Genomic DNA, 21,135 nt, shown 5'->3' on the forward strand with positions numbered 1-21,135 from the left:
CCTTGCCTAATCCTGCAAATTTTATTTTCGCTCGATTCGTTCCGGTCCGCCTTTATTGATAGCTCCTACCACTTTGTGTGGGACATACAGCTCTTCAAGGTATTTGATCTCACTCTCATCAAGGCTGATTTCAAGGGCTTTTACCCAGTCGTCTAAATGCTCTGTTTTGATTGCTCCAAGCACAGGGCTATCCACGCCCTTAGCAAAGTGCCAAGCTAATGCGATTTGCGCCATATTTACGCCACGATTTTTCGCTATTTCATCAATCCTAGCGATGATTTTTAAGTCGCTTTCTTTAAATTCATCGTATTTTACGCGCAAAACCTTGTCTTCATCTGCGCGTTTTGAATACCCGTCCCACGAAGTGTGAGCTAAATGACCGCCAGCTAGCGGGCTATACGGCGCGATACTTGTGCCAAACTGCCTACACACGGGGATCAAATCCCGCTCGTCTTCCCTATAAATCAGGCTATAATGGTTTTGCATAACGCTAAATTTGGTCAAACTTTCACGCTCGGCGCATAGTTGCATGTTAAAAAACTGATAGCCATACATCGCACTAGCCCCAAGCGCACGGACTTTTCCGGCTTTTACTAACTCATGCAAAGTACTCATAGTTTCATAAATTTCATGGTCGTAGTCGAAGCGATGTATCATATACACATCGACATAGTCCATATTTAGGCGTTTTAGTGAGCCTTCGATTTCACGCATGATTGCCGTTTTGCTTAGTTTGCCTTCGTTGAAAAATACCTTAGTTTCGATGACGACATCTTCTCTTTTGACGCCTAAATTTCGCAAAGCCTTGCCTAGATAAATCTCAGAATCGCCGTTGGTATAGACATTTGCAGTATCAAAATAATTTATACCAAGCTCCAATGCCCTTGCGACGACCTTTTCGCAGGTTTTTTCATCAGCGTCAGTCCAAGTAAGAAAATTTGGATTTGGTCTGCCAAAACCCATACAACCAAGGCAAATTTGCGAAATTTTAATGTCGGTTTGCCCTAAATTTGTGTATTTCATAATCTCTCCTTTTATTGCCTAATTCTGCAAATTTTATTTTAATTTCTCATATTTTTTACTTAAATTCAGACCCAAAATTCCCCAAACAAACGAAATTATTGCGCCTAAAATCAAAACTCCACTCACGCCAAATTTAGCTAGTGCTATGCCCTCGACCTGCGATGAGAGCGCGTCTCCGCCGCGATAAACAACCGTGTCAAGGAAGTTTTTGACCTTGTATTTGCTCTCGCTATCAAGCGGGACAAAAAGCATTTCGCGAGCCGGTTTTACAAGGGCGTATTCGCCGACCCTACGCAGGCTCATCACAAGCGCGATACCCCAGAATGCTGGGTGCGTGAAATTTAGCATAATAAATCCGAGCGCAATCACAAATCCAAGCAGAGCCAAAAGCCACTTTATGCCAAAAAATTTAGCGATTTTTGCCGTTAAGAAAATTTGTATAAAAAAACTAGCGCTTTGCACGATGAGATCGATATTTGCAAAGGCTGCGGCTCTGGCTTCGCGCGTCTCAAAGACGGCTCGGACGATTCTGGCTTGTTCCATGTATAAAAATGTGCTAACACTTGTTAGCAACAAAACAAAGCCTACAAAAGATAGCAAATAGGGCGATTTAGCGATGATTTTAAAGCCATCAAGCGGGTTTTTGCTAGGTAGTGGAGTGCTGAATTTTTGAGTGAAATTTGCCTTTTCGCTCTCGTTTTGGAGCAAATTTAGCCCCTCTTTTATGATTAAATTTTTTAAAATCAAGGCAAAAAGTAGCAAAAATGCCGATAAAAATATGAAATTTTGCGTCGAAACTTCTCGCAAAAAGCTAACCAAACTAGCCCCTGCAATCCCACCCAAACTAGCTCCTGCGCTGATTATGCCAAACATTGATTTGCTTGTTTCTTTGCTAAAAACATCTGCTAGGACGCTCCAAGCCGAGCTTATGACAAAGAGATTAAAAACGCTAACCCAAATGTAAAAAACCCTGCAAAGTGTGGCAAATGCGGGGCTCTGGGCGTCAATAAATCTCATAGCCACGAAAAAGCCAAGCAAATTTAGGGCAAAAAATATAAAAATGGCGTCGGTGTAGAGTTTGCGCCTAATAGCCCCGCTTAGCCACATAGCCACAAACGAACAAACAAGCGTGGCGACAAAAGTGCCTAAAAATAGCCATTTTAGCTCGTCGCTTCCGCCGTGAATCCCCAGTGCGTCGCGAATCGGGCGCAAAAGCGCATACGAGCAAAAAAGCGAAAAAATAAAAAACGCGCTGTAAAGCAAAAGCTTGAATTCTTCGTGCTTTATCTCAAAAATTGAGTAAAATTTTTCTTTAAATTTCATTTTTATATTTTGCCTAATTGTGCAAATTTTGGCATTATAAACGCGCCAAAACTGCTCTAAATTTCAATAAATTTACCCAAAAATCTTTTGCAAATGCGCCTTATACTCGCTCACATATTTTTCAACTTGCGGATTTTTTATGACATCGTTGCACATAAATGTAGGAAAGCCCGTCATTCCAACAAATTCCATTGTTTTGTGCAGGTGCATATACACAGCCTCCACACCCGCTCCGCCGAAAAATTCGTCCTTATCCTCAAACGCGTCAAGCGGGGCGTTCCATGTTACGCTAAACATATACTTTTTATCTGTGAGTTTGCCGCCCTTACCGTAGTCTTTGGTAGGATTAGTGCGGTGTCTGCCGTCGTTTCCGCCTGTTTTCATAGTGATTTCCATAAATACTTCATCGATATATTTTTTCACTATCCACGGCTCGCCCATCCACCACGCAGGTATTTGCCAAATCACACAATCGCTTTCTAAAATTTTATCGCACTCGACTTTTTGCTCATATCCATTGTCGATTTTTTTGATTTCTACGCTTTTGCCTAGGCTTTCAAGCGTCTGTTTTGCTGTCTCGCACAAAAGTTTGCTAAGCTCGCCCTTGCTCCCCCAAAATTCCTTTGAGCCGTCTATTATGTAGATTTTTTTCATATTTTTTCCTTCGCCTTTATCCCAAATTTTCAAATTTGCGAAATTTACTCCGTTTTCTTGTGCGCCCAAATTTGTCGCTCCAAGGGCTACCGCAGAGCCCACAACTGCTGAATTTTTCAAAAATTCTCTGCGTTTCATAATCACTCCTTAAATTTATAAATTTAATCCAAACCTATCTGATAAAATGCGTAAGGGTTATAGGCTCGTATTTTGGCAATTCTAAGCCGTTTTGCATGGCTAAATTTTTACATTTGATAAACCAAGCGATATTTTTGCCTAGCGTTCGCATTGTCTGCATACCTTCTGCGTCATTTGGCAGATCCTCTGGCACCAAGCCATGGACTTCGTTCCAGTATTGCGAACCAGCTACAAACATATTTGAGATTGTAAAAAATTTATTTAGCCTATCAAAAGTCGCACTAGCCCCGCCACGCCTAGCTATGACGACACTGGCTCCTACCTTACAGGCTAGATTTTTTTGACCAGCTACGAAAAACAGCCTTGTCAAAAACGCTTGAATTCTAGCTGTGGGTCCAGCGTAATAAACAGGGCTTCCGGCTACAATGCCGTCAAATTCATCAAGTCTAGCAACTATTTGATTTACCACATCATCTATTGAACAAAGCCCAGTTTTTTGGCATTTATAGCATGATATACAATCATTTATCGCCTTTTTGCCAAGGTATAAAATTTCGCTTTGAACGCCGTTATTTTCGAGCTCTTTTGCGATTTCGCTTAACGCTAAATTTGTGCTTCCGTTTTTGTTCGGACTGCCGTTTATTAGTAGGATTTTTGACATATTTGCTCCTTAAATTTACTAAATTTACACGCCCTTGCCGTCAAGATAAAATTTTTTCCCTGCTACATAATGAAGCGTTTTTAGCTCATCGCCAACTTCATCAAAACGCCAATGTGAGCCGTCAAAAACTCTATCATCGCCAAATGCAGCCACAACCTGCCCGATAAAAAGGTCGTAGGTCTGCTCGTTGTGAGGCTCCGGGATAACTTTGCAGATTATCCACGCAGCGCAACCTGCGACTAGCGGAACTTTAAATTCGCCCCTATAAAACAGCTCCACGCCGTCCATTTTATGCGGATTGTCGAAGCGAGAATTGTTTTCATCGCCCAAATTTAAAAGCAAATCTTTTTGCGTGGCGACGGGGATTTGCACGGCAAAATATCCGCTTTTTTCAATCAAAGTGCGTGTAAATGAGCCATTGTGCGGCACTATCGTAACTTTGTCGTAATCCAGCGGACATGCCCAAGTAACCGCCATAGCGTTTTTTACGCCCTCAAATTCAGCCGAGACTATCGTCGTGGCACCGTGGTTTAAAATGTGGTAGGATTTTTGAATATCGACATTAATAATTGCCATTTTTTGCTCCTTATTTTAGTTTTTTATACTGCTCGTCGCTTACAGGTTCTAGCCACTCGTTGCTAGTTTCCACGCCATCGACTTCGACGGCGATATGGGCAAACCAGCTATCCTTTGCCGCGCCGTGCCAGTGTTTGACGCCAGCTGGTATATTTATGACATCTCCTGCTTTCATCTCCACGGCTTCCTTGCCCCATTCTTGGTAGTATCCGCGACCTGCTGTGGCGATTAGGATTTGACCGCCGCCGCTTTTGGCGTGGTGGATATGCCAGTTGTTGCGGCAGCTTGGCTCAAAGACCACATTATACATTTTGACTTGTTCGGTTGAGATAGCGTTTAAGTAACTATTTCCGCTGAAATACTTCGCATACGCGCTGTTTAGTTCGCCCACGCCAAATGGGCTAATTTTGGCGAATTCGTCCTTGCTCATGGCGCTAGGATTGCCAAATTTAGCTGAATTTGAAATTTTTAAAATCTCATTTATTTGCGCGTCGCTAATGCCGTTTAGTTTAGCGATTTTTATGTGAGCGTCCCTTTGTGGCTCGGTGCCACTCATCGCCGCTAATGCTGCGACCGTGATGATCTCGCGCTCCTTCCACGAAAAAATCTCGCTCGCAAAAATATCGCCAAATAAATGCGCCTTCAAATAATAATCCACATCTGCGCTAAGTGCGCTTAAATCGACTTTACCGCCCACTAAATCGGTTTGTGTTTTAGAGCCGATTTCAAGGCTATTTAAATTTTTTTCTATGATTTTATTTTCCGTGCCTTGCGTGGTTTTTAAGCCCATTTTTTCGCGCTCTTTAAGCGTTTCGTTTAAAACGCCAAGTCCATTTAGGGCTTTTGGAAAGCCACAATACGCATAAAGTTGCGCCATTAAATCTTTAATCTCAGCCACGCTTATACCGCTATCAAGCGCAGAATTTACGGCGATTTTTAACTCGCTTAAATTTGAACTAGCCAAAAACGCCGAAATTTTGGTTAAATTTAGCTCTTTTTGGTTTAAATTTTTGATTTCGCTTTGTGAAATTTGCATATTCTCCCCCGTTTCATTTGCCATGCAAACCCCGCAAAATAGCGAAGTTAGGGCTAGTGTTAAGATTGATTTTTTAAAAAACATACTCTCTCCTTTAAAATTTTTCAAGATTTGCGATTTTTTTCATATCATCATTGCTTAAATTAAAATCAAAAATGCTAATATTTTCGATCATACGGGACTTTGTCGCGGTTTTTGGGATAGTGATGATATTTCTTTGTATTTGCCAACGCAAAATGACCTGCGCCGCGGTTTTGCCGTATTTTTCGCCGATAATTTTAAGCGTCTCATTTTGCAAAATCCTAGAACTTCCGGTGCCAAAAGGCGAGTAGGCTTGTGTGGCAACGCCTAATTTATCAAGCTCGTTTTGAGCTGAAATTTGCTGGTTAAACGGGTGAAGTTCGATTTGATTTAGAACGGGCTTAATGGCGAATTCATCGCAAAGCTCTCGCACTAAATCCACGCTAAAATTGCTAACGCCGATTGATTTTATTAGTCCCTTTCCCACTAGCTCGCAAAATCCAGCCCAAATGCCCTTAATATCGCCATAAGGAGCATGGATTAGATACAAATCGATATAATCAAATTTAAGCGCATCTAGGCTTTCATAAACTGCCCTTTTTGCACCCTCTTTGCCCACATTTGCGCCCCACATTAGCTTTGAAGTTACGAAAATTTCATCTCGTTTTATGCCACTATTTCGCACAGCTTCGCCCACGATGTCTTCGTTGCGGTAATACTGCGCCGAGTCAATATGTCGGTATCCGACTTCTAGGGCATTTTCGATAGCTTTTAGCCCGTCCCTGCCGCGAATATCCCAAGTGCCATAGCCTAAAATAGGGATTTCCCTGCCGTTATTTAAAGTGAAATTTGGAACTAAATTTTGCATTTTTGCCCCCTTGTTTGCAAAAAGCGAATTTGCGCCCACAATCACGCCTGCGCCAAAAATTACAGAATTTTTCAAAAAACTTCGTCTTTGCATAAAATTTCCTTGCGAGAGGTTAATTTCGCAGAAATTTTACCAAATTTGGGGTGGAATTTGGTAGAACAATCCTCCAAATCCCTTGCCTAATCCTGCAAATTTTTGTCTAATTCTTTGATTTTTTCGATTGCAAGAAGTGCGCCAGTTTTGGCTGTGCGTGAGAGCGTAGAGGAAAATTCGCCCAAATTTAGCAAATCAACCTTAATGCCTAAAAATAGTATTTTTGGGATAAATTCGCGCAGGTATTTGATCCACACGCACGCTGGGATATTGTGCGCGCTGTAAAAATAACTCACATCATCGCTTAAATCCACGAATTCGCACTCAAATTTGGCGTTTTCGTCCATTATCACGCCGATTGCATCGACAGCGACTAAGATTTCTGGCGCGTAAGCTCTGATTTTGGAAAATTCATTTTCTGGCATGTCCCCGCCAAAAAATACCTCCCAGCCAGGAAGCTTGCGCATGGCGATTTTACCGACTTCTATGCCAACGCCGTCATCGCCACGAAGCTCGTTTCCTACGCACAAAATTGCTTTTTTCATCTAAAAACTTTCCTAAGCGTTAAATAACCCTCATCTAAATTCTTTAAAAACTCACCCAAAGCCGAATTTTTAAGGCTTTGCAAAAGTTTTATGGCGTGTTCTGGGAAAATTTCGATTTCGTTTATCGTAGCGATATTTCCTAGCTTAAATTTCGCGTATTCATCGCCCGCGCTTAGTATCTCTTCCCACTCATTTTCGCTAAATTCGCAAATCTTCTCGCTAAAATCAATCGTGCCAACCCCATGCCCAAGGCTCGTAAAAATGGTGATATCCCTAAATTTCGGCGCAGTATCTGGCTCATCTACATGGCGTTTTGTCAGCTTCCAAACCTCTATCATAATCCTGCCTTAAATTTGAAATTTTGCGAAATTATACAGATAAATTCTTAATTATTAAAATTTAAAAAAAATCCAAAATTTTGCCCTTTATTTGCTATAAAAGTAGTATAATCTTTCACTTAAAAGCAAAAGGCTTTTAGGACAAATTTTAAGGAGGGCGGTATGAAGGTTGTAAGTATTGTTGTAGTAGATGGCAGTGTCGTAAATGAATCTGATTTGATTACAAGTATTGCGTCGTATGATGATTTTAGCGCGATTAGCGCAGAGCTTCGAAAAGCCCTGAAAAAAAATTATATTAACAAGTCGCAATATACGAAAATTTACAAAAAAATCACCGCGCAAACTGGGTTTTCGCGCGCGAAATTCGACTATACTCCATACGCGAAAGATATCGAGGAGCTGGTTTCAAGGGGATACACGGTCAAAGCGATTTTAGCCCATATCGGCGAGAAGGACGCGGAGTTTAAAAAATCTGTGAGCGCTTCGGGGCTAACGCACTTCATAGCTACGAATTGTAAGGACGAAAAAAACAAAATTCGCGCAATCGCAAAGAGCAAAAACGAGCTTTTGCAAGCGTATAAATTTGAGCTTAAAAAGCTCCATTTCAAGGGCATTTCTGATAAAGATATTTTGAGAGTAATGAGGGAAAAATACCCAGAAGATTTTACCAAAATCACAGAGGCGCAAATCCATGAGTTTATAGAAACCAACGCCAAACTCGATATGGGGCGCAAAATTTCACTTCTTAAAAAACCAAGCCTGTATGATGAGCATTTCGACGAGATTATGAGCTTGTATAAAAGTGGCATGAGGGTCTATGATATCTGGAAAACACTAAGGCAAAAATACCCAAAACTAGCCAAACTTCAAGCCCCAAGCCTGTATCATTTCATCGGAAATAACGCGCTTGGCAAGGCAAAATATATGCAAGAAGGATAGGCTTGGGCGAGCCTAGAATTTGCGTGATTTTGTGCGGTGGCAAAAGCTCTCGCTTTGGCAGAGATAAGGCAGTAGAGCCATTTTTGGACGAGCCTAGCATGACGCATTTTTGTTTTAAAAGGTATTCTCGCATTTTTTCGCAGGTTTTCGTCTGCGCAAAATCGCAAAAATTTAGCCCCCCGCTTCCTTTGATAAAAGATGATTTCGAAGATTTTTCACCTATGGGTGCGCTGTATTCGGCGTTAAGGGGGTTTGCCGGGAAAAGGGTTTTCATCGTGCCTGCTGATACGCCATTTGTGAGCGAAGAGGCAATCCACGCGCTTTGGGAGAGCAGGGCTGAGATTTCGCTTGCAAGCGATGGCGAAAAAACGCATAATTTATGCGGATTTTTTAGCGGGGATTTGGCGGAGCGTGCGCTGAAATTTTACCGCGAAAACAACCATAAAATCGGCGAATTTATTACTTCTTGCGATAGTGAAATTTTAAAATTTAAAGACAAAGCGCAGTTTTTAAATATCAATTACGAAAGCGATTTAGAAAAAGTTGAAAACTAAAATTTTATTTTTGGCGCTATTTAGCGTTTTGTGCGCAGATGATGGCAAAATTTTGGCGAAAGCTAGGGATTTTGAGGCAAAGGGCGATTATAAAAACGCTATGATTTATTACAAAAAATTAGCCCTTGCAAACACTAGCGCGCAAAATTCAAGCGGAATTTCAAAGTCAAATTTAGCGTCAAATTCAAATGAAATTTCGGCGCAGTATCCGAAAAAGCAAAATTTAAAGCAAAATTTAGCGAATTTAGACTTGAATTCCACGCCAAAACCAAGCAAAAAACAAAATTTTAGCGAATTTTTGGGCATTAAATATTACGAGCCAATTTACGCAGTTTTTACTCACGATCACCATAAAAAACAGGGTTGTAGCCCCAATGAAGCGCACTTTGCGTTTAGTTTCGAACGGCCTATAAGCTATGATTATTTTGGCTTTGGCGAGAAAATTTCCTTTGCTTACACGCAAAATTCGTGGTGGCAAATCACCGCCGATAGCGCGCCATTTAGGGAAAATAACTACAAGCCAGAGCTTTTTATGAGTTTGGAGCCAGGCTTTGCCGACGAGCTAAAACTTGGCGTTTTGCACGAATCAAACGGCAAGGACGGGGCGGATTCGCGCTCGATAAATCATCTTTACGCGCAAAGTTCGTGGAGGTTTGGGGGCTTTGAAATCACGCCGAGACTTTGGTATGCTTTCGGGCTAGATCAGCGCAACAAGGACATTAGCGAGTATATGGGCTATGGGGATTTGCGCGCTTCGTATAGCTTCGGGCGACACAAAGTCATGGCTAAATGGCGCAACAATCTGCGTTTAAACTCGCAAAATCGCGGTGCAATCGAGCTTGATTTTATATTTCCGCTATTTAACAGCGGGCTTTATGGATATTTTAGGTATTTTAGCGGATACGCTGAGAGCCTGGCGGATTATAAAAAAAGTGTCGATAAAATCGGCCTTGGCGTCTCGTTTGTGGAATTTTAAATTTTGCCAAATACTGACCCTGAATTTTGTATAATTTGTCATTGCGAGGCGATTTATCGCCGAAGCAATCCAGTAAAATTTAATTTAAAATTCAACCTAAATTTAGCATTGAACGATTTTTTAAATTTTAAAATTTCTTGTGAAATTCTTTGTAAGGGGGAAGGGGGCTTGAATTGCGAGGTCGCGCCCCTTCCCCCTTACAAACCCCCAACCCCCGACGACGCTTTACAAGGTGGCTAAATTTAGAAAAACTTCGTTTTTCTAAATTTAACTGGTTTTATTTTTCTGAAATGCTTCGCATTTCTTTGGGTGGTAGATTAAACGAATTTGAAAAGTCAAAATTTATAAAATTTTAGATAAAATCACAGGTTTAAATTTCAAAAAAGGATGTAAAATGGCAAAGGTTCAACCGGCAAATTTAATTTGGAAAAACGGCTCGCTAATCCCATGGGCTGAGGCTACAACGCATGTTTTAAGCCACTCACTTCACTATGGCAACGCAGTATTTGAGGGCGTAAGAGCCTACAAGACAGACAAAGGTTATGCGATTTTTCGCCTTGATGAGCACACAAAAAGACTTTTAGTTTCAGCCAAACTCTGCCTAATCAAAACCCCTTATAGCTTCGACGAGTTGCGTCAGGCGCAAATCGATGTCGTGGCCAAAAACGACTTCGATCAAACCGTCTATATCCGCCCGCTAATCTACCTAGGATACGGCTCTATGGGCGTTTCATTAAAAGATGTCCCAGTCGATACCGTAGTAGCTGCATGGCAATGGGGCGCGTATATGGGCGAGGAAGCCCTAAGAGCGGGCATTAAGGTGAAAATTTCATCTTGGGCGAAACCTGCTCAACACTCAATGATGGCTAAGGCAAAAGCGAGTGCGAATTATTTCAACTCACAAATGGCAAACTTCGAGGCTGTCGATGCTGGATATGATGAGGCACTACTACTTGATCCGCAAGGATTTGTGGCAGAAGGTCCAGGGGAATGCTTGTTTGTCGTAAAAGACGGCGCGCTAATCACTCCGCCAAACGATACTAGCTTGGAGTCAATCACTCAAAACTCAGTTATCCAAATCGCCGAGAGTTTGGGTATAAAAGTCCTTCGCCAACGCATTTCGCGCGATCAAGTCTATGCGGCTGATGAGGCGTTTTTCACAGGCACAGCTGCTGAGGTTACGCCGATTAGCAATATCGACGGACGCATTATCGGCAAGGGCGAAATGGGCGAGATCACAAGCAAATTGCAAAAAGCGTATTTTGCGGTCGTTACTGGCAAAGACCCTAAATTTGAGCACTGGCTCACATACATCAAATAAGGATAATTATGCCGGCAGATTTAAATGATTATTTCAACAAAAATAAAAAAAATGGTGGCAACGAAAATGGTGGATTTAGCTTTAAGGGGCCAAATTTGCAAAATTTTGGCGGCTTTAAATTCGGCGGATTTTTCTACTTTTTAATTGCTATTATCGCGCTTTTTATCATCGCAAAACCATTTGCCACTATCCAATCAGGCGAGGTTGGCATTAAGTCAAATTTGGGTAAATACGATCCCACACCGCTGGGCGCTGGAATCCACTTTTTCGTGCCGTTTATCCAAGATATTTTTGTGATTGATACGCGCGTGAGAATCATCAACTACACTAGCAACGAGGATATGGCTACAAGCAGGGCAAGTGGCGGAAGTATCGGTGGAATTATTCGCAAAAACTCGCTTTCGGTGCTAGACTCTCGCAACCTGCCAGTAAGCGTGGATATCACCGTGCAGTATAAACTAAACGAGAGCACCGCGCCTGCGACGATTGCGGAGTGGGGGCTTTTATGGGAGGATAAAATCATCGATCCTCGCGTCAAAGATGTCGTGCGTAGCGTCATAGGAAACTACCCAGCCGAGGAGCTTCCGACCAAACGCGAGGAAATCGCTAAGGCAATCGATCAAGGAATCCGCTCAAATATAGACGCTCTATCGAATTCTCCTGTGGAGCTAAGAGCGGTGCAACTTCGTGAGATTATACTTCCGCCAAAAATCAAAGAGCAAATCGAGCGCGTGCAAATCGCTAAACAAGAGGCAGAGCGCACCAAATACGAGGTCGAGCGCGCTAACCAAGAGGCTCTTAAAAAAGCAGCCCTTGCCAAAGGTAACGCTGATGCTGTAAAAATTGAAGCCCAAGGCAAGGCGGACGCTGTGAAGATCGAGGCTGACGCGCAGGCGTATGCAAATACAGAAATCGCAAAAAGCCTAAATCAAAATTTGCTAAATTTAAAGCAAATCGAAACTCAGGCGAAATTCAACGAGGCTTTGCGTGAAAACAAAGACGCGCAGATTTTCCTAACCCCAGGCGGTGCGGTGCCAAATATCTGGGTCGATACCAAAAACAAACCGCAACAATCGGCGATTAGCGAACAATAATTTTTGCAATCCCCATTTTGCGGGATTGCAAATTTTGCAAATTTTACAAAAACGGAGATTTTATGATTAAGGTTGATTGGCAAAAGGTCGCTGGCTTGCTTCCAGTGGTGGTGCAAGATTACAGCGACGGGGCTGTTTTGATGCTTGGCTATATGAATGAAGAAGCGCTTGCGCTCTCGCTAGAAACGGGGCTAGCGCACTATTTTTCGCGCACAAAAAATCGCATTTGGAAAAAGGGCGAAACAAGCGGAAATGAGCAAATCATAAAATCTGCGTTTTTAGACTGCGATAACGACACTCTGCTTCTTAAAGTCGAGCAAAAGGGCGGTGCGGCGTGCCATACGGGAGCGAAGAGTTGTTTTTTTAACGAAGTAAAATTTGGCGAGAATTTGGCAAATTTGGCGCAAAATTCGGAGCAAAATTCGCAAAATTTGGGCGGTGGAAATACTGCGCCCAAAACTGCTCGCAAAATTTCGCCTTATGATATTTTAGATGAAATTTACCATGTTTGCTTGGATAGGAAATTTAACGCTGACCCTGCGAAATCGTATGTCGCAAGCCTGTATAAAAAGGGCGAAAATAGCTATCTCAAAAAAATCGCCGAAGAGGCATGCGAGTTCGCGCTTGCGTGCAAGGATCTAACCCGTGCAAAATCTGCGCCAAGTAGCCAGCGGGCGCGTTTTGGCGAGCATAGAGCGGGCGAGCCAGAATACGACGCGATTTACGAGGGCGCGGATATTATTTTTCACATGCTTGTAGCCTTGGGGGATCATGGAATCCACCCTGAGACGATTTTGCGCGAGCTTGCACGCCGTGAGGGTATCAGCGGGATAGAGGAGAAAAATTCAAGGCAGGAAAAATAAAATCCTGCGAATTTGTTGTCATTATGGGCAAAGTGTTGTAATCTAAGGAAATTCGAATAAATTTTGAAAATTTTAAGCTATGGGCTTTTAAATTTTCCACTCGTAGATTGTCATTGCGAGCAAGGTGTGCCCGCAATGGCAAAACAGCGAAATTTGCTTAAAATCCTAAATTTTCGTTAATCAAAATCACTTCGTATTCACAGCCATACGGCGGATAGTAAAATATGCTAAACCCCCTGCACATGCGCTCTTTGCTCTTGCAGTCGTAGCATTTATCCCCGTTTGCGACACATGGGGTTTTTGATTTAAAGCGATTTGTATTTTTCACGGCGGCTATGTTTCTAGCCCTGCTCATCGCACTATCAAAATCTGGCGCGATTTTGTTTTTGCCCACGATGAAATAGACCTTTTTGTGCCCGTAGCAAATCGCTGCTATGCGGTTGCCGGTGCCGTCGATGTTGATGATTTCGCCGTCTTCTGAAATGCCATTGACAGATGAGATATAAACATCGGTCGTAAGGGCTTTTTTGCGCGTTTCATCGACGCTAAGATTTTTGTCAAGTAGCCAGTGCCAGTAGGTTTCGTTGTGCTCTCTGAGGCTCTCATACAGCCCCATTTCCTTTACGCTCATCGAACCGCCAAAGCCCACGCTGACATCGTGGATATAGATATTTAGATACTCCACAGCCTTTTCTTTGCTTTCAAAAGCGCTGACCTTGTAACCTAATTTTTCCAAATTTTTGGTTATTTTGTCGAAATTCACACTCGCCCCTTGAAATAAAATTTTGGTATTTTATCAAAATTTGCAAAAATTTTGGCTGTTTTGGGTGCGATTTGATGAGATTTGCTAAAATTTAAAAACTAATCCAAAATTTCCACAATTCCATTTTTGCCATCTACGCGCACTTTTTGCCCGTTTTGCAAAATTTGCATTACGCTTTTTACAGCCATGACAGCTGGGATTTTCATCTCTCTTGCGCTAACTGCCCCATGCGATAAAACACCGCCACTTTCGGTAATCAGCGCTTTTGCGCTATAAAAAAGTGGCGTCCAGGCTGGATTTGTCGTCCGCGCAACAAGGATAGAGTTTGGAACAAAATTTGCAAAATCATCGCTACTTCGCACCACGCAAACACTTCCTTCTGCCACACCCATGCTAGCAGGGAGCCCTTTTAGGATTTTGGCATTTGGGTTAAACTCGCTCTTTTCATCGGCCGATAAATCCCATTTCGGAGTCAAATTTTTGTTTTTCAAATACGCGGTTTTATTCGATTGAATCTCGCTTGCTAGACTTTCATACTCGCCAGATTTTACCGCGGTTTCTAGCGTTTGTAAATGTGCGAAAAATAGATCATACGGCTCAGCGATGATATCTTTTTGCACCAATTTTTCGCCAAGGGCTTTTATGCCCTTTCTCATCATCGGCGTTAGTCTGGTGGTTTGGTAGTGTTCTTCATCATCGAGTATGGTGTAAATTTGGACTAAATTTGCAAATTCAAGGGTAAATTCTTGCAAATTTTTTGGCACTGCGTTTAAAATTTCGCTAAGGGCTTTATTTGTTTTGGCTGAAATTTCGCTAGATTTGTTTTTGTGTTGCATAGCAGGATTGTTTAAGATATTTTTTATATTATCCAAAACTATGTGTGGCGCCTCTTCCCATGTAGGAATATACGAGTCAAACTCGACCTCTCTGTGTCCGTGTAAATCTATAAATTTTTCAAATTTGGCTTTAAAATCGCTAAATTTATCGAGTAAATTTTCGCTTAAAATTTGCCTTGAATTTCGTGAAATAAAAATATCTTTTAGCTCGCTATTTTGGGCGACATGTGAGGCTAGGCTTAAAATTTCATTATTTATCAGGCTGGTTTTGGTTTGCGCTGTGCATAGAGCATCAAACCACGAAGCAGCCCTGCTCTCATCAATCATTTGCAAAAATCGCATAAAAAATTTATAAATCATAAACTGCGTTATTGATATTGCGATATTTGGCTTGAAATACTCTGTGCCGACATCGACTAAGCTTTGAATAAATTCCCAAATTTCTTTTTCGCTTTTGTTGTCTAAATTTTGGGCTTTTAAACCGCCTATTTGCAAGAGATAATTCGATAAGTTTATATTCCAAGAATTAGGCAAAGAAAAAGCGTAGCTAAATTTTTGTTTCAAACTAGGCAAAATTTGGGCTAATTGCTCTAAATTTTTTACATTTAAAGGTGGGGTTTGCATATACAAATTTACCGCGTTTTGGTTGCCATAAATGTAGTTGTCAAACATTGCAAACCATTTGCCGTTAAATGGTGGAAGCCCCATTAATTCAAACGAGTGTTTTAGTGAAATGTGAAAAGCCAAATCCACATAATCCCAAGTCAGCGGAGTTATCACGCTTGGATAGCGTTCGGCTGATTCATCTCTGGTAAAATGCGGGATAATTGTTGTTATTGGGCGAGATTGCAAAAGATAGAGCTTATTATCCTTTATCGCCCACTCTATGTCTTGGACGAAGCCGTAATGCGCGCTTGTTTTTATATTTAACTGCGCGATTTGTTTTAGCTCATCTTCGCTAAGACAAGCCAAATTTGCTAAATTTGGCTGTATTTCGCTCTCATAAGTGCCATTTTCTCCCCATAAAATGGATTTTTGCTTGTTTGCGATAACGCTTGAAATCAAATTTAGAGAATTTTTGTCTATGTGGTATTCATCGACATCGTATTCCCCACACACCACAGACTCGCCAAGTCCGTAGTTTGCGTTGATTAAAATTTCGTCAAAATTTCCATTGACTGGATTTATAGCAAAACTCACACCAGCCTTATCAGCAAAAATCATCTCTTGCACGACCACAGCCATATCAGCATTTTCTTGCGCAAAACCTTGTTTGTGGCGATAGGCTATGGCGCGAGGAAGCCAGAGCGAGATGAAACACTCTTTGATTTTTTGCGTAATTTCATCTATGCCTTTTTGGTTCAAAAATGTATCGTGCGCCCCTGCAAAAGCCGAATTTGCAAGATCTTCTAGCGTAGAAGATGAGCGGACGCTGTAAGATTTGTTTGCGCCAAGTAGCGCTAAATTTTCTTTGATTTCATCTTTCAAATCATCTGGCAGAGGCAAATTTAATAGCTTTTTTCGTAAATTTTCGCTCTGTTTTTCTAAAATTTCTAAATTTCCATACTCGAAGTTCAGCTCTAAATTCGCATTTGCGATAAATTTTTTATACGCACTAGCTGTAACGATAAAGCCCTGTGGCACAGCAAAACCAGCTTGACTCATTTTGGCTAAGCTTGCACCTTTTCCGCCACAAAGCGCGATATTTACGGCTTTTTGGTCGTTAAATTTTAATATATTCATTTTTTTCCTTTACGCAATAAAAACAAATCGTAGCTAGCATAATGCCTACAATGCAATCGATTAAATAATGATAGTGCAAATACACCGTAGAAACCCAAAGTAGCAGTGTTGGGATCAGCCAAATACGAAATTGTTTTTTATCAAATTTGAAATTAAAAAGCAAAATAAAGCACGAAACACCACAATGCAGACTCGGGAAAACATCGGTTAGATTGCTGCCTTTGGCGTAGTTTTCGTTTAATAAATCAAAGAAAAAATATCCTTGCAAAGCTGAGTGAAATTTTTGAGCCAAAAACTCATACGGACCGATTGCAGGGACAAAAATATAACCCAAAAACCCGGCAGCATAAAGACTCATAAGTCCAGTGTAAAATTTTTGGGTCAAATTTTTTTTGACAATGTAATATATAAAAAAGAAAAGCAGTTGTGGCAGAAATAAAAGATAAAAAAATGCAAAAATTTCAGTTAAAATTTCGCTATGAAATTTTTGCAAATAAAAACCCACAAAATCCCCAAATAGCGCACAATCAACGCTGTATAAAAATGCGTCTTTTTTGCCACTAGGATTAATGAAGGGCGAAATGTATCTAAGCAAGACAAAGATTAAATTCATTAAAAATACATAAAATCCAAAACGCAAAATTTGGCTTTTGCTAGAAATATTATAAACTATCGCACACATGCAAACTACGCAAAATATGGCAAATGCGTATTCGCCGAAAAATAAAAGTCTAAGTAATAAAATGCTAAAAAATGTAAGCCAAAGCACTTCGTGTGCTAAGATATTTTTATAAATTTGTGCAAATTTCATTTTCTAACCTCAAAAAGTCTTTTCTTGCGTTTGGAAAAATTGCTAAATTTAAAATAGCAAAAAGGTGTTTTTTAAAAGCGCCGTATAATCTAAACCCAAATAGCGAAAAAATCAAGGCAAAAATCACAACCAAAGCCCCAAATCCTCCACCAAAAACCATACCCAAAACAGCCAAAATAAAGTAAAAAACCGCCCCGATTCCATATCCTACAATAATTTTATATAGCGATATAGTGTGGATTTCCTCTGATTTTTTGCCAGCGAAAAACGCACAGATTATGGGGATAAAATTTAGCGCAAATGTCGGCAAAACCACAACCGAAGTTATAAATAAAGTCCAAAAAGCAAGGAGGATATTTTTTGGATAAATTGCGATTTTTTTGTAAAAAAGTAGATTTTTGCCTTTTATTTTTTCTTCGTAAATTTGCAAATTTTGTGTTAGATTTGTGAAATTTTGCTTTTGTAATTTTAATAAAATTTCGCCGTAATTTTTGCTCTCATCAAACAGCGTGGCTAAAATAGCGATTTTATGCGCATTTTGCATATCTTTTTCGCTTTTGTAGCTGGTTAAAATCTTTTCAAAATTTTGGGTTAAGTTTGCGTGAATAGTATTTGGATTTGCAGAATTTACGATAATTTCCTCGCCCGAATTTACAAAAACCTTTCCGCCCATACAGGTCGGATCATCGTAAAATATCGCAAACGGCGTGATTGCAAGGGATTTTTTATTTTGTTTTACAAAGGTAGCACTAAGCGTAGAAATTCCCTTTTCGAAAGGCAAATGCGATAATCCAAGCGAACTTGTGCCCTCTGGAAATATGCAAAGCGGAGTGTGATTTAGGGTGTTTAGCATATTTTTAAAGGCTCGTATATTTTTTTGTTTGTAGGTTTTTGGTTCGTCTTTTTCGCGAAAAATCGCAATTCCTGGAAATAAAATTTTTAAAAAGAAATTCCTTTGAAGGGACTTTGCAAGAGTAAAAACTGCATTTTTAAAAATGTATGAATAAACCCAGCCATCAACCGCCCCGTTTCTGTGTGAAAGGGCGAAAATTTTGGCGCACTTGATGCGATTTGTGGCAAAATTGTCAAATTTGGTAATTTTTCGAAAATATGAATTTGCTATAATCCAAACTAAAATTTTAGAAATCACTTCTGCTCTTTGAAAATAAAATAAGCAGACATTTTACAATAAATTTTATAAAATTTCTACGCTTAATAAGTAAATTTAAAGCTAAATTTGGATAAATTTGCCATTTTTTGCAACTAACTGCGTGAAGAAGTGTTTTCAAAATCACCGCTATTTTGAAAACAGTTGGTTTGATACTTTCGCCTGAAATTCGTTAAACCTAAGTGCAAGTTGCATTAAGCGGAATAAAATTTTAGGAGTGTAGGATGAAAGTTCGTCCTTCTGTTAAGAAGATGTGCGACAAATGTAAAGTCGTCAAACGCAAAGGTGTTGTCCATGTAATTTGTGACAATCCAAAACATAAACAAAGACAAGGATAAGTTATGGCTCGTATCGCAGGTGTTGATTTACCAAAGAAAAAAAGAATTGAGTATGGCCTAACTTATATCTATGGTATAGGTCTTTTCACTTCAAGAAAAATTCTTGATGCCACTGGCATTTCTTACGACAAAAGAGTTGCTGATCTAAGCGAAGATGAGGCTGCTACAATCCGCAAAGAGATCCAAGAAAACTATATGGTTGAGGGTGATCTTAGAAAAGAAGTTGCGATGAATATCAAAGCTTTGATGGATTTGGGTGGTTATAGAGGTTTAAGACACAGAAAAGGTCTTCCTGTTCGCGGTCAAAAAACAAAGACAAATGCTAGAACCCGCAAGGGCAAACGCAAAACTGTCGGCGCGGCAACTAAATAAGGATTGAGAAATGGCAAAAAGAAAAGTTGTTAAGAAAAAAACCGTTAGAAAAAATATAGCAAAAGGTATCGTTTATATCTCTGCTACATTTAATAACACAATGATTACAGTTACAGACGAAATGGGAAATGCTATCGCATGGAGCAGTGCTGGCGGACTAGGATTTAAAGGCAGCAAAAAATCAACTCCATACGCAGCTCAACAAGCAGTAGAAGATGCGCTTGGCAAAGCAAAAGAGCATGGCATTAAAGAAGTTGGTATCAAAGTTCAAGGTCCAGGTAGCGGTAGAGAAACTGCTGTAAAGAGCGTGGGTGCTATTGAGGGTATTAAAGTTACATTTTTAAAAGACATTACTCCTTTGGCTCACAATGGTTGCAGACCACCAAAACGCCGCCGCGTATAATAAATTTAGGAGAATATAATGGCTAGATATACAGGACCAGTTGAAAAATTAGAAAGAAGACTAGGCGTTGATTTATTTATGAAAGGCGAAAGAAGACTAGCTGGAAAAAGCGCTCTTCTAAAAAGACCTTATGCGCCAGGCCAACACGGACAAAGACGCGCTAAACTTAGCGAATACGGCTCGCAACTAAGAGAAAAACAAAAAGCTAAATTTATGTATGGCGTTAGCGAGAAACAATTCCGCAAACTATTCGCAGAAGCTGCTCGTCGCGATGGAAACACAGGTGCGATTTTAATCCAACTATTAGAGCAAAGACTTGATAATGTAGTTTATAGAATGGGTTTTGCTACAACTCGCCGTTTTGCAAGACAACTTGTAACTCACGGACATATTTTAGTCGATGGAAAAAGACTAGATATCCCATCATACAATGTAAAAGCTGGACAAAAAATCGAAGTTATCGAAAAAAGCAAAAACAATCCTCAAATTTCAAGAGCGGTTGATTTGACAGCTCAAACAGGTATCGTTGCTTGGGTCGATGTAGAGAAAGAGAAAAGATACGGAATTTTCTCACGCGTTCCAGAAAGAGATGAAATAGTTATTCCTGTCGAGGAAAGATTTATCGTAGAGCTTTACTCTAAATAGTAGGTGAAACATGAGAAAAATTACAACATCAGCTCATATGCCAACTGAATTAAAGGTTGAAAATGTCAGCGAAAATGTTGCTAAAATCGTAGCATATCCTTTTGAGACAGGATACGGCGTCACTCTGGCTCACCCTTTAAGAAGATTGCTATATACTAGCACCGTCGGATTCGCTCCGACTGCTGTCAAAATCGAGGGTGTAACCCACGAATTTGATAGTATGAGAGGTATGCTCGAAGATGTTGCTGCATTTATCATAAATTTGAAAAGCCTAAGATTTAAAATCAAGGGCGATTCAAAAAGAGAGGTTGTAGAATACAGCTTCAAAGGACCAAAAGAGATTTGCGGAAGCGATCTTTGCAACGATTTGGTCGATGTAGTAAATCCTAGCGCATATTTGGCTACTATTAACGAAGATGCCGATTTGAAATTTACTCTAATCGTAGAAAAGGGCATTGGTTATGTTCCAAGCGAAGAGATAAGAGACACTCTTGATAGCGATTATATCGCGCTTGACGCTTTCTTTACGCCTGTTACAAAAGCAGTGTATGATATCGAAAATGTCCTAGTCGAGGATAACCCAGACTTTGAAAGAGTAGTATTTACGATCACAACTGACGGACAAGTAAGCGCAATCGACGCATTTAAAAATGCGTTAGAGGCTATGTATCAACAACTAAGCGTTTTCAAAGGCATAGTAAATATCAATATTTCTGATACTTTGGGAAAACAAATCCCTACAAATTCAGAATTTGCTAAATTATTTGAAAGCATTAATAGTTTGAATTTAAGCGCAAGAAGCTTTAACTGCTTAGAAAAAGCCGATATTAAATTTGTCGGTGAAATCGCTATTATGAGCGAATCAGAGCTAAAAGACCTTAAAAATTTAGGTAAAAAATCTCTTGAAGAGATTAAAGGCATTATGGAAGAAATCGGTTATCCATTGAGTAATGATAAACCAGAATTTTTAAGCAAAAAAGATAGCCTTAAACAAAAGCTTGAAGAGCTTAAAGCACAATCAAAAAATTAAGGA

Annotated in this window: 24 protein-coding genes; 11 read left to right on the forward strand and 13 right to left on the reverse strand. The window is 40.3% G+C overall.

The window, feature by feature from the left end; genetic code table 11:
* Positions 1-21: 21 nt before the first annotated feature.
* The 9 genes from PF027_RS00265 to PF027_RS00305 all read right to left on the reverse strand — a co-directional run bounded on the left by PF027_RS00265 (position 22) and on the right by PF027_RS00305 (position 7,276).
* On the reverse strand, positions 22-1,023 hold the full coding sequence (locus PF027_RS00265; RefSeq protein ID WP_270872652.1) for an aldo/keto reductase: 1,002 nt from the start codon (positions 1,021-1,023) through the stop codon (positions 22-24).
* Positions 1,024-1,056: 33 nt separating this feature from the next.
* Positions 1,057-2,346 carry an NTP/NDP exchange transporter gene (locus tag PF027_RS00270; protein WP_270872653.1) on the reverse strand — a complete coding sequence of 430 codons (1,290 nt, stop codon included), beginning with the start codon at positions 2,344-2,346 and terminating at the stop codon, positions 1,057-1,059.
* Between the two features lie 72 nt (positions 2,347-2,418).
* Positions 2,419-3,000, reverse strand: coding sequence for an NAD(P)H-dependent oxidoreductase (locus tag PF027_RS00275; protein ID WP_270872665.1), 582 nt, complete (start codon positions 2,998-3,000; stop codon positions 2,419-2,421).
* Positions 3,001-3,172: 172 nt separating this feature from the next.
* Positions 3,173-3,799, reverse strand: coding sequence for a flavodoxin family protein (locus tag PF027_RS00280; RefSeq protein ID WP_270872654.1), 627 nt, complete (start codon positions 3,797-3,799; stop codon positions 3,173-3,175).
* A 24-nt stretch (positions 3,800-3,823) separates the two neighbouring features.
* Positions 3,824-4,375, reverse strand: coding sequence for a flavin reductase family protein (locus PF027_RS00285; protein WP_270872655.1), 552 nt, complete (start codon positions 4,373-4,375; stop codon positions 3,824-3,826).
* A 10-nt stretch (positions 4,376-4,385) separates the two neighbouring features.
* Complete coding sequence (locus tag PF027_RS00290) at positions 4,386-5,495, reverse strand: carboxymuconolactone decarboxylase family protein (protein ID WP_270877272.1); 1,110 nt, start codon at positions 5,493-5,495, stop codon at positions 4,386-4,388.
* Between the two features lie 10 nt (positions 5,496-5,505).
* The gene (locus tag PF027_RS00295; protein ID WP_270877273.1) at positions 5,506-6,393 is read right to left on the reverse strand and encodes an aldo/keto reductase; all 888 of its coding nucleotides are present in this window, start codon (positions 6,391-6,393) and stop codon (positions 5,506-5,508) included.
* An 86-nt stretch (positions 6,394-6,479) separates the two neighbouring features.
* The gene (locus PF027_RS00300; RefSeq protein WP_270877274.1) at positions 6,480-6,938 is read right to left on the reverse strand and encodes a hydrogenase maturation protease; all 459 of its coding nucleotides are present in this window, start codon (positions 6,936-6,938) and stop codon (positions 6,480-6,482) included.
* Entirely contained in the window at positions 6,935-7,276 is a 342-nt protein-coding gene (locus PF027_RS00305; RefSeq protein ID WP_270862997.1) for a formate hydrogenlyase maturation HycH family protein, read from the reverse strand. Before PF027_RS00305 ends, PF027_RS00300 begins: the two co-directional genes overlap by 4 nt.
* 162 nt (positions 7,277-7,438) lie before the next feature.
* Between PF027_RS00305 and PF027_RS00310 the strand changes: the two genes are divergently transcribed.
* The 6 genes from PF027_RS00310 (at position 7,439) to hisIE (ending at position 13,023) form a co-directional block, all read left to right on the forward strand.
* Entirely contained in the window at positions 7,439-8,215 is a 777-nt protein-coding gene (locus PF027_RS00310) for a hypothetical protein (RefSeq protein ID WP_270858521.1), read from the forward strand.
* A gap of 2 nt (positions 8,216-8,217) precedes the next feature.
* Positions 8,218-8,769, forward strand: a complete 552-nt coding sequence (gene mobA / locus PF027_RS00315; RefSeq protein WP_270877275.1) for a molybdenum cofactor guanylyltransferase — start codon at positions 8,218-8,220, stop codon at positions 8,767-8,769.
* A complete protein-coding gene (locus tag PF027_RS00320; protein WP_270871393.1) occupies positions 8,759-9,745 on the forward strand; it encodes a phospholipase A in 987 nt (328 codons plus the stop codon). Before mobA ends, PF027_RS00320 begins: the two co-directional genes overlap by 11 nt.
* Positions 9,746-10,139: 394 nt before the next feature.
* The gene (locus tag PF027_RS00325) at positions 10,140-11,066 is read left to right on the forward strand and encodes a branched-chain amino acid transaminase (protein WP_270877276.1); all 927 of its coding nucleotides are present in this window, start codon (positions 10,140-10,142) and stop codon (positions 11,064-11,066) included.
* 8 nt (positions 11,067-11,074) lie between these two features.
* On the forward strand, positions 11,075-12,160 hold the full coding sequence (locus PF027_RS00330) for an SPFH domain-containing protein (protein ID WP_270877277.1): 1,086 nt from the start codon (positions 11,075-11,077) through the stop codon (positions 12,158-12,160).
* A gap of 62 nt (positions 12,161-12,222) precedes the next feature.
* A complete protein-coding gene (hisIE, locus tag PF027_RS00335; RefSeq protein WP_270871133.1) occupies positions 12,223-13,023 on the forward strand; it encodes a bifunctional phosphoribosyl-AMP cyclohydrolase/phosphoribosyl-ATP diphosphatase HisIE in 801 nt (266 codons plus the stop codon).
* Positions 13,024-13,180: 157 nt separating this feature from the next.
* On the opposite strand, the gene PF027_RS00340 is transcribed toward hisIE, so the two are convergent.
* The 4 genes from PF027_RS00340 to PF027_RS00355 form a co-directional block, all read right to left on the reverse strand.
* Positions 13,181-13,786, reverse strand: a complete 606-nt coding sequence (locus PF027_RS00340) for a lactate utilization protein (protein WP_270862949.1) — start codon at positions 13,784-13,786, stop codon at positions 13,181-13,183.
* A gap of 98 nt (positions 13,787-13,884) precedes the next feature.
* Positions 13,885-16,365 carry a PEP/pyruvate-binding domain-containing protein gene (locus PF027_RS00345; RefSeq protein ID WP_270872054.1) on the reverse strand — a complete coding sequence of 827 codons (2,481 nt, stop codon included), beginning with the start codon at positions 16,363-16,365 and terminating at the stop codon, positions 13,885-13,887.
* Entirely contained in the window at positions 16,346-17,176 is an 831-nt protein-coding gene (locus PF027_RS00350; RefSeq protein ID WP_270872055.1) for a phosphatase PAP2 family protein, read from the reverse strand. Before PF027_RS00350 ends, PF027_RS00345 begins: the two co-directional genes overlap by 20 nt.
* A complete protein-coding gene (locus PF027_RS00355; protein WP_270872056.1) occupies positions 17,154-18,326 on the reverse strand; it encodes a 1-acyl-sn-glycerol-3-phosphate acyltransferase in 1,173 nt (390 codons plus the stop codon). The genes PF027_RS00350 and PF027_RS00355 overlap by 23 nt, the downstream gene beginning before the upstream one ends.
* A gap of 242 nt (positions 18,327-18,568) precedes the next feature.
* Here PF027_RS00355 and rpmJ point away from each other — a divergent pair, with 242 nt between their 5' ends.
* Genes rpmJ through PF027_RS00380 form a run of 5 tightly spaced genes read left to right on the forward strand, consistent with a single transcriptional unit; the run spans position 18,569 to position 21,132 of the window.
* Positions 18,569-18,682, forward strand: a complete 114-nt coding sequence (rpmJ, locus tag PF027_RS00360; RefSeq protein ID WP_270858514.1) for a 50S ribosomal protein L36 — start codon at positions 18,569-18,571, stop codon at positions 18,680-18,682.
* Positions 18,683-18,685: 3 nt separating this feature from the next.
* Positions 18,686-19,054 (forward strand): 30S ribosomal protein S13, encoded by a 369-nt coding sequence (gene rpsM / locus PF027_RS00365; RefSeq protein ID WP_270858513.1) that lies wholly within the window; start codon positions 18,686-18,688, stop codon positions 19,052-19,054.
* 10 nt (positions 19,055-19,064) lie between these two features.
* Positions 19,065-19,457: a 30S ribosomal protein S11 gene (rpsK, locus tag PF027_RS00370; protein WP_270864765.1), complete on the forward strand. Its 393-nt coding sequence runs from the start codon at positions 19,065-19,067 to the stop codon at positions 19,455-19,457.
* A gap of 18 nt (positions 19,458-19,475) precedes the next feature.
* On the forward strand, positions 19,476-20,102 hold the full coding sequence (rpsD, locus tag PF027_RS00375) for a 30S ribosomal protein S4 (protein WP_270858511.1): 627 nt from the start codon (positions 19,476-19,478) through the stop codon (positions 20,100-20,102).
* Between the two features lie 10 nt (positions 20,103-20,112).
* The gene (locus PF027_RS00380) at positions 20,113-21,132 is read left to right on the forward strand and encodes a DNA-directed RNA polymerase subunit alpha (protein ID WP_270872057.1); all 1,020 of its coding nucleotides are present in this window, start codon (positions 20,113-20,115) and stop codon (positions 21,130-21,132) included.
* The last annotated feature ends 3 nt before the right edge of the window (positions 21,133-21,135 follow it).

The organism is Campylobacter sp. VBCF_01 NA2, from assembly GCF_027797205.1.
Classification (GTDB): domain Bacteria; phylum Campylobacterota; class Campylobacteria; order Campylobacterales; family Campylobacteraceae; genus Campylobacter_B.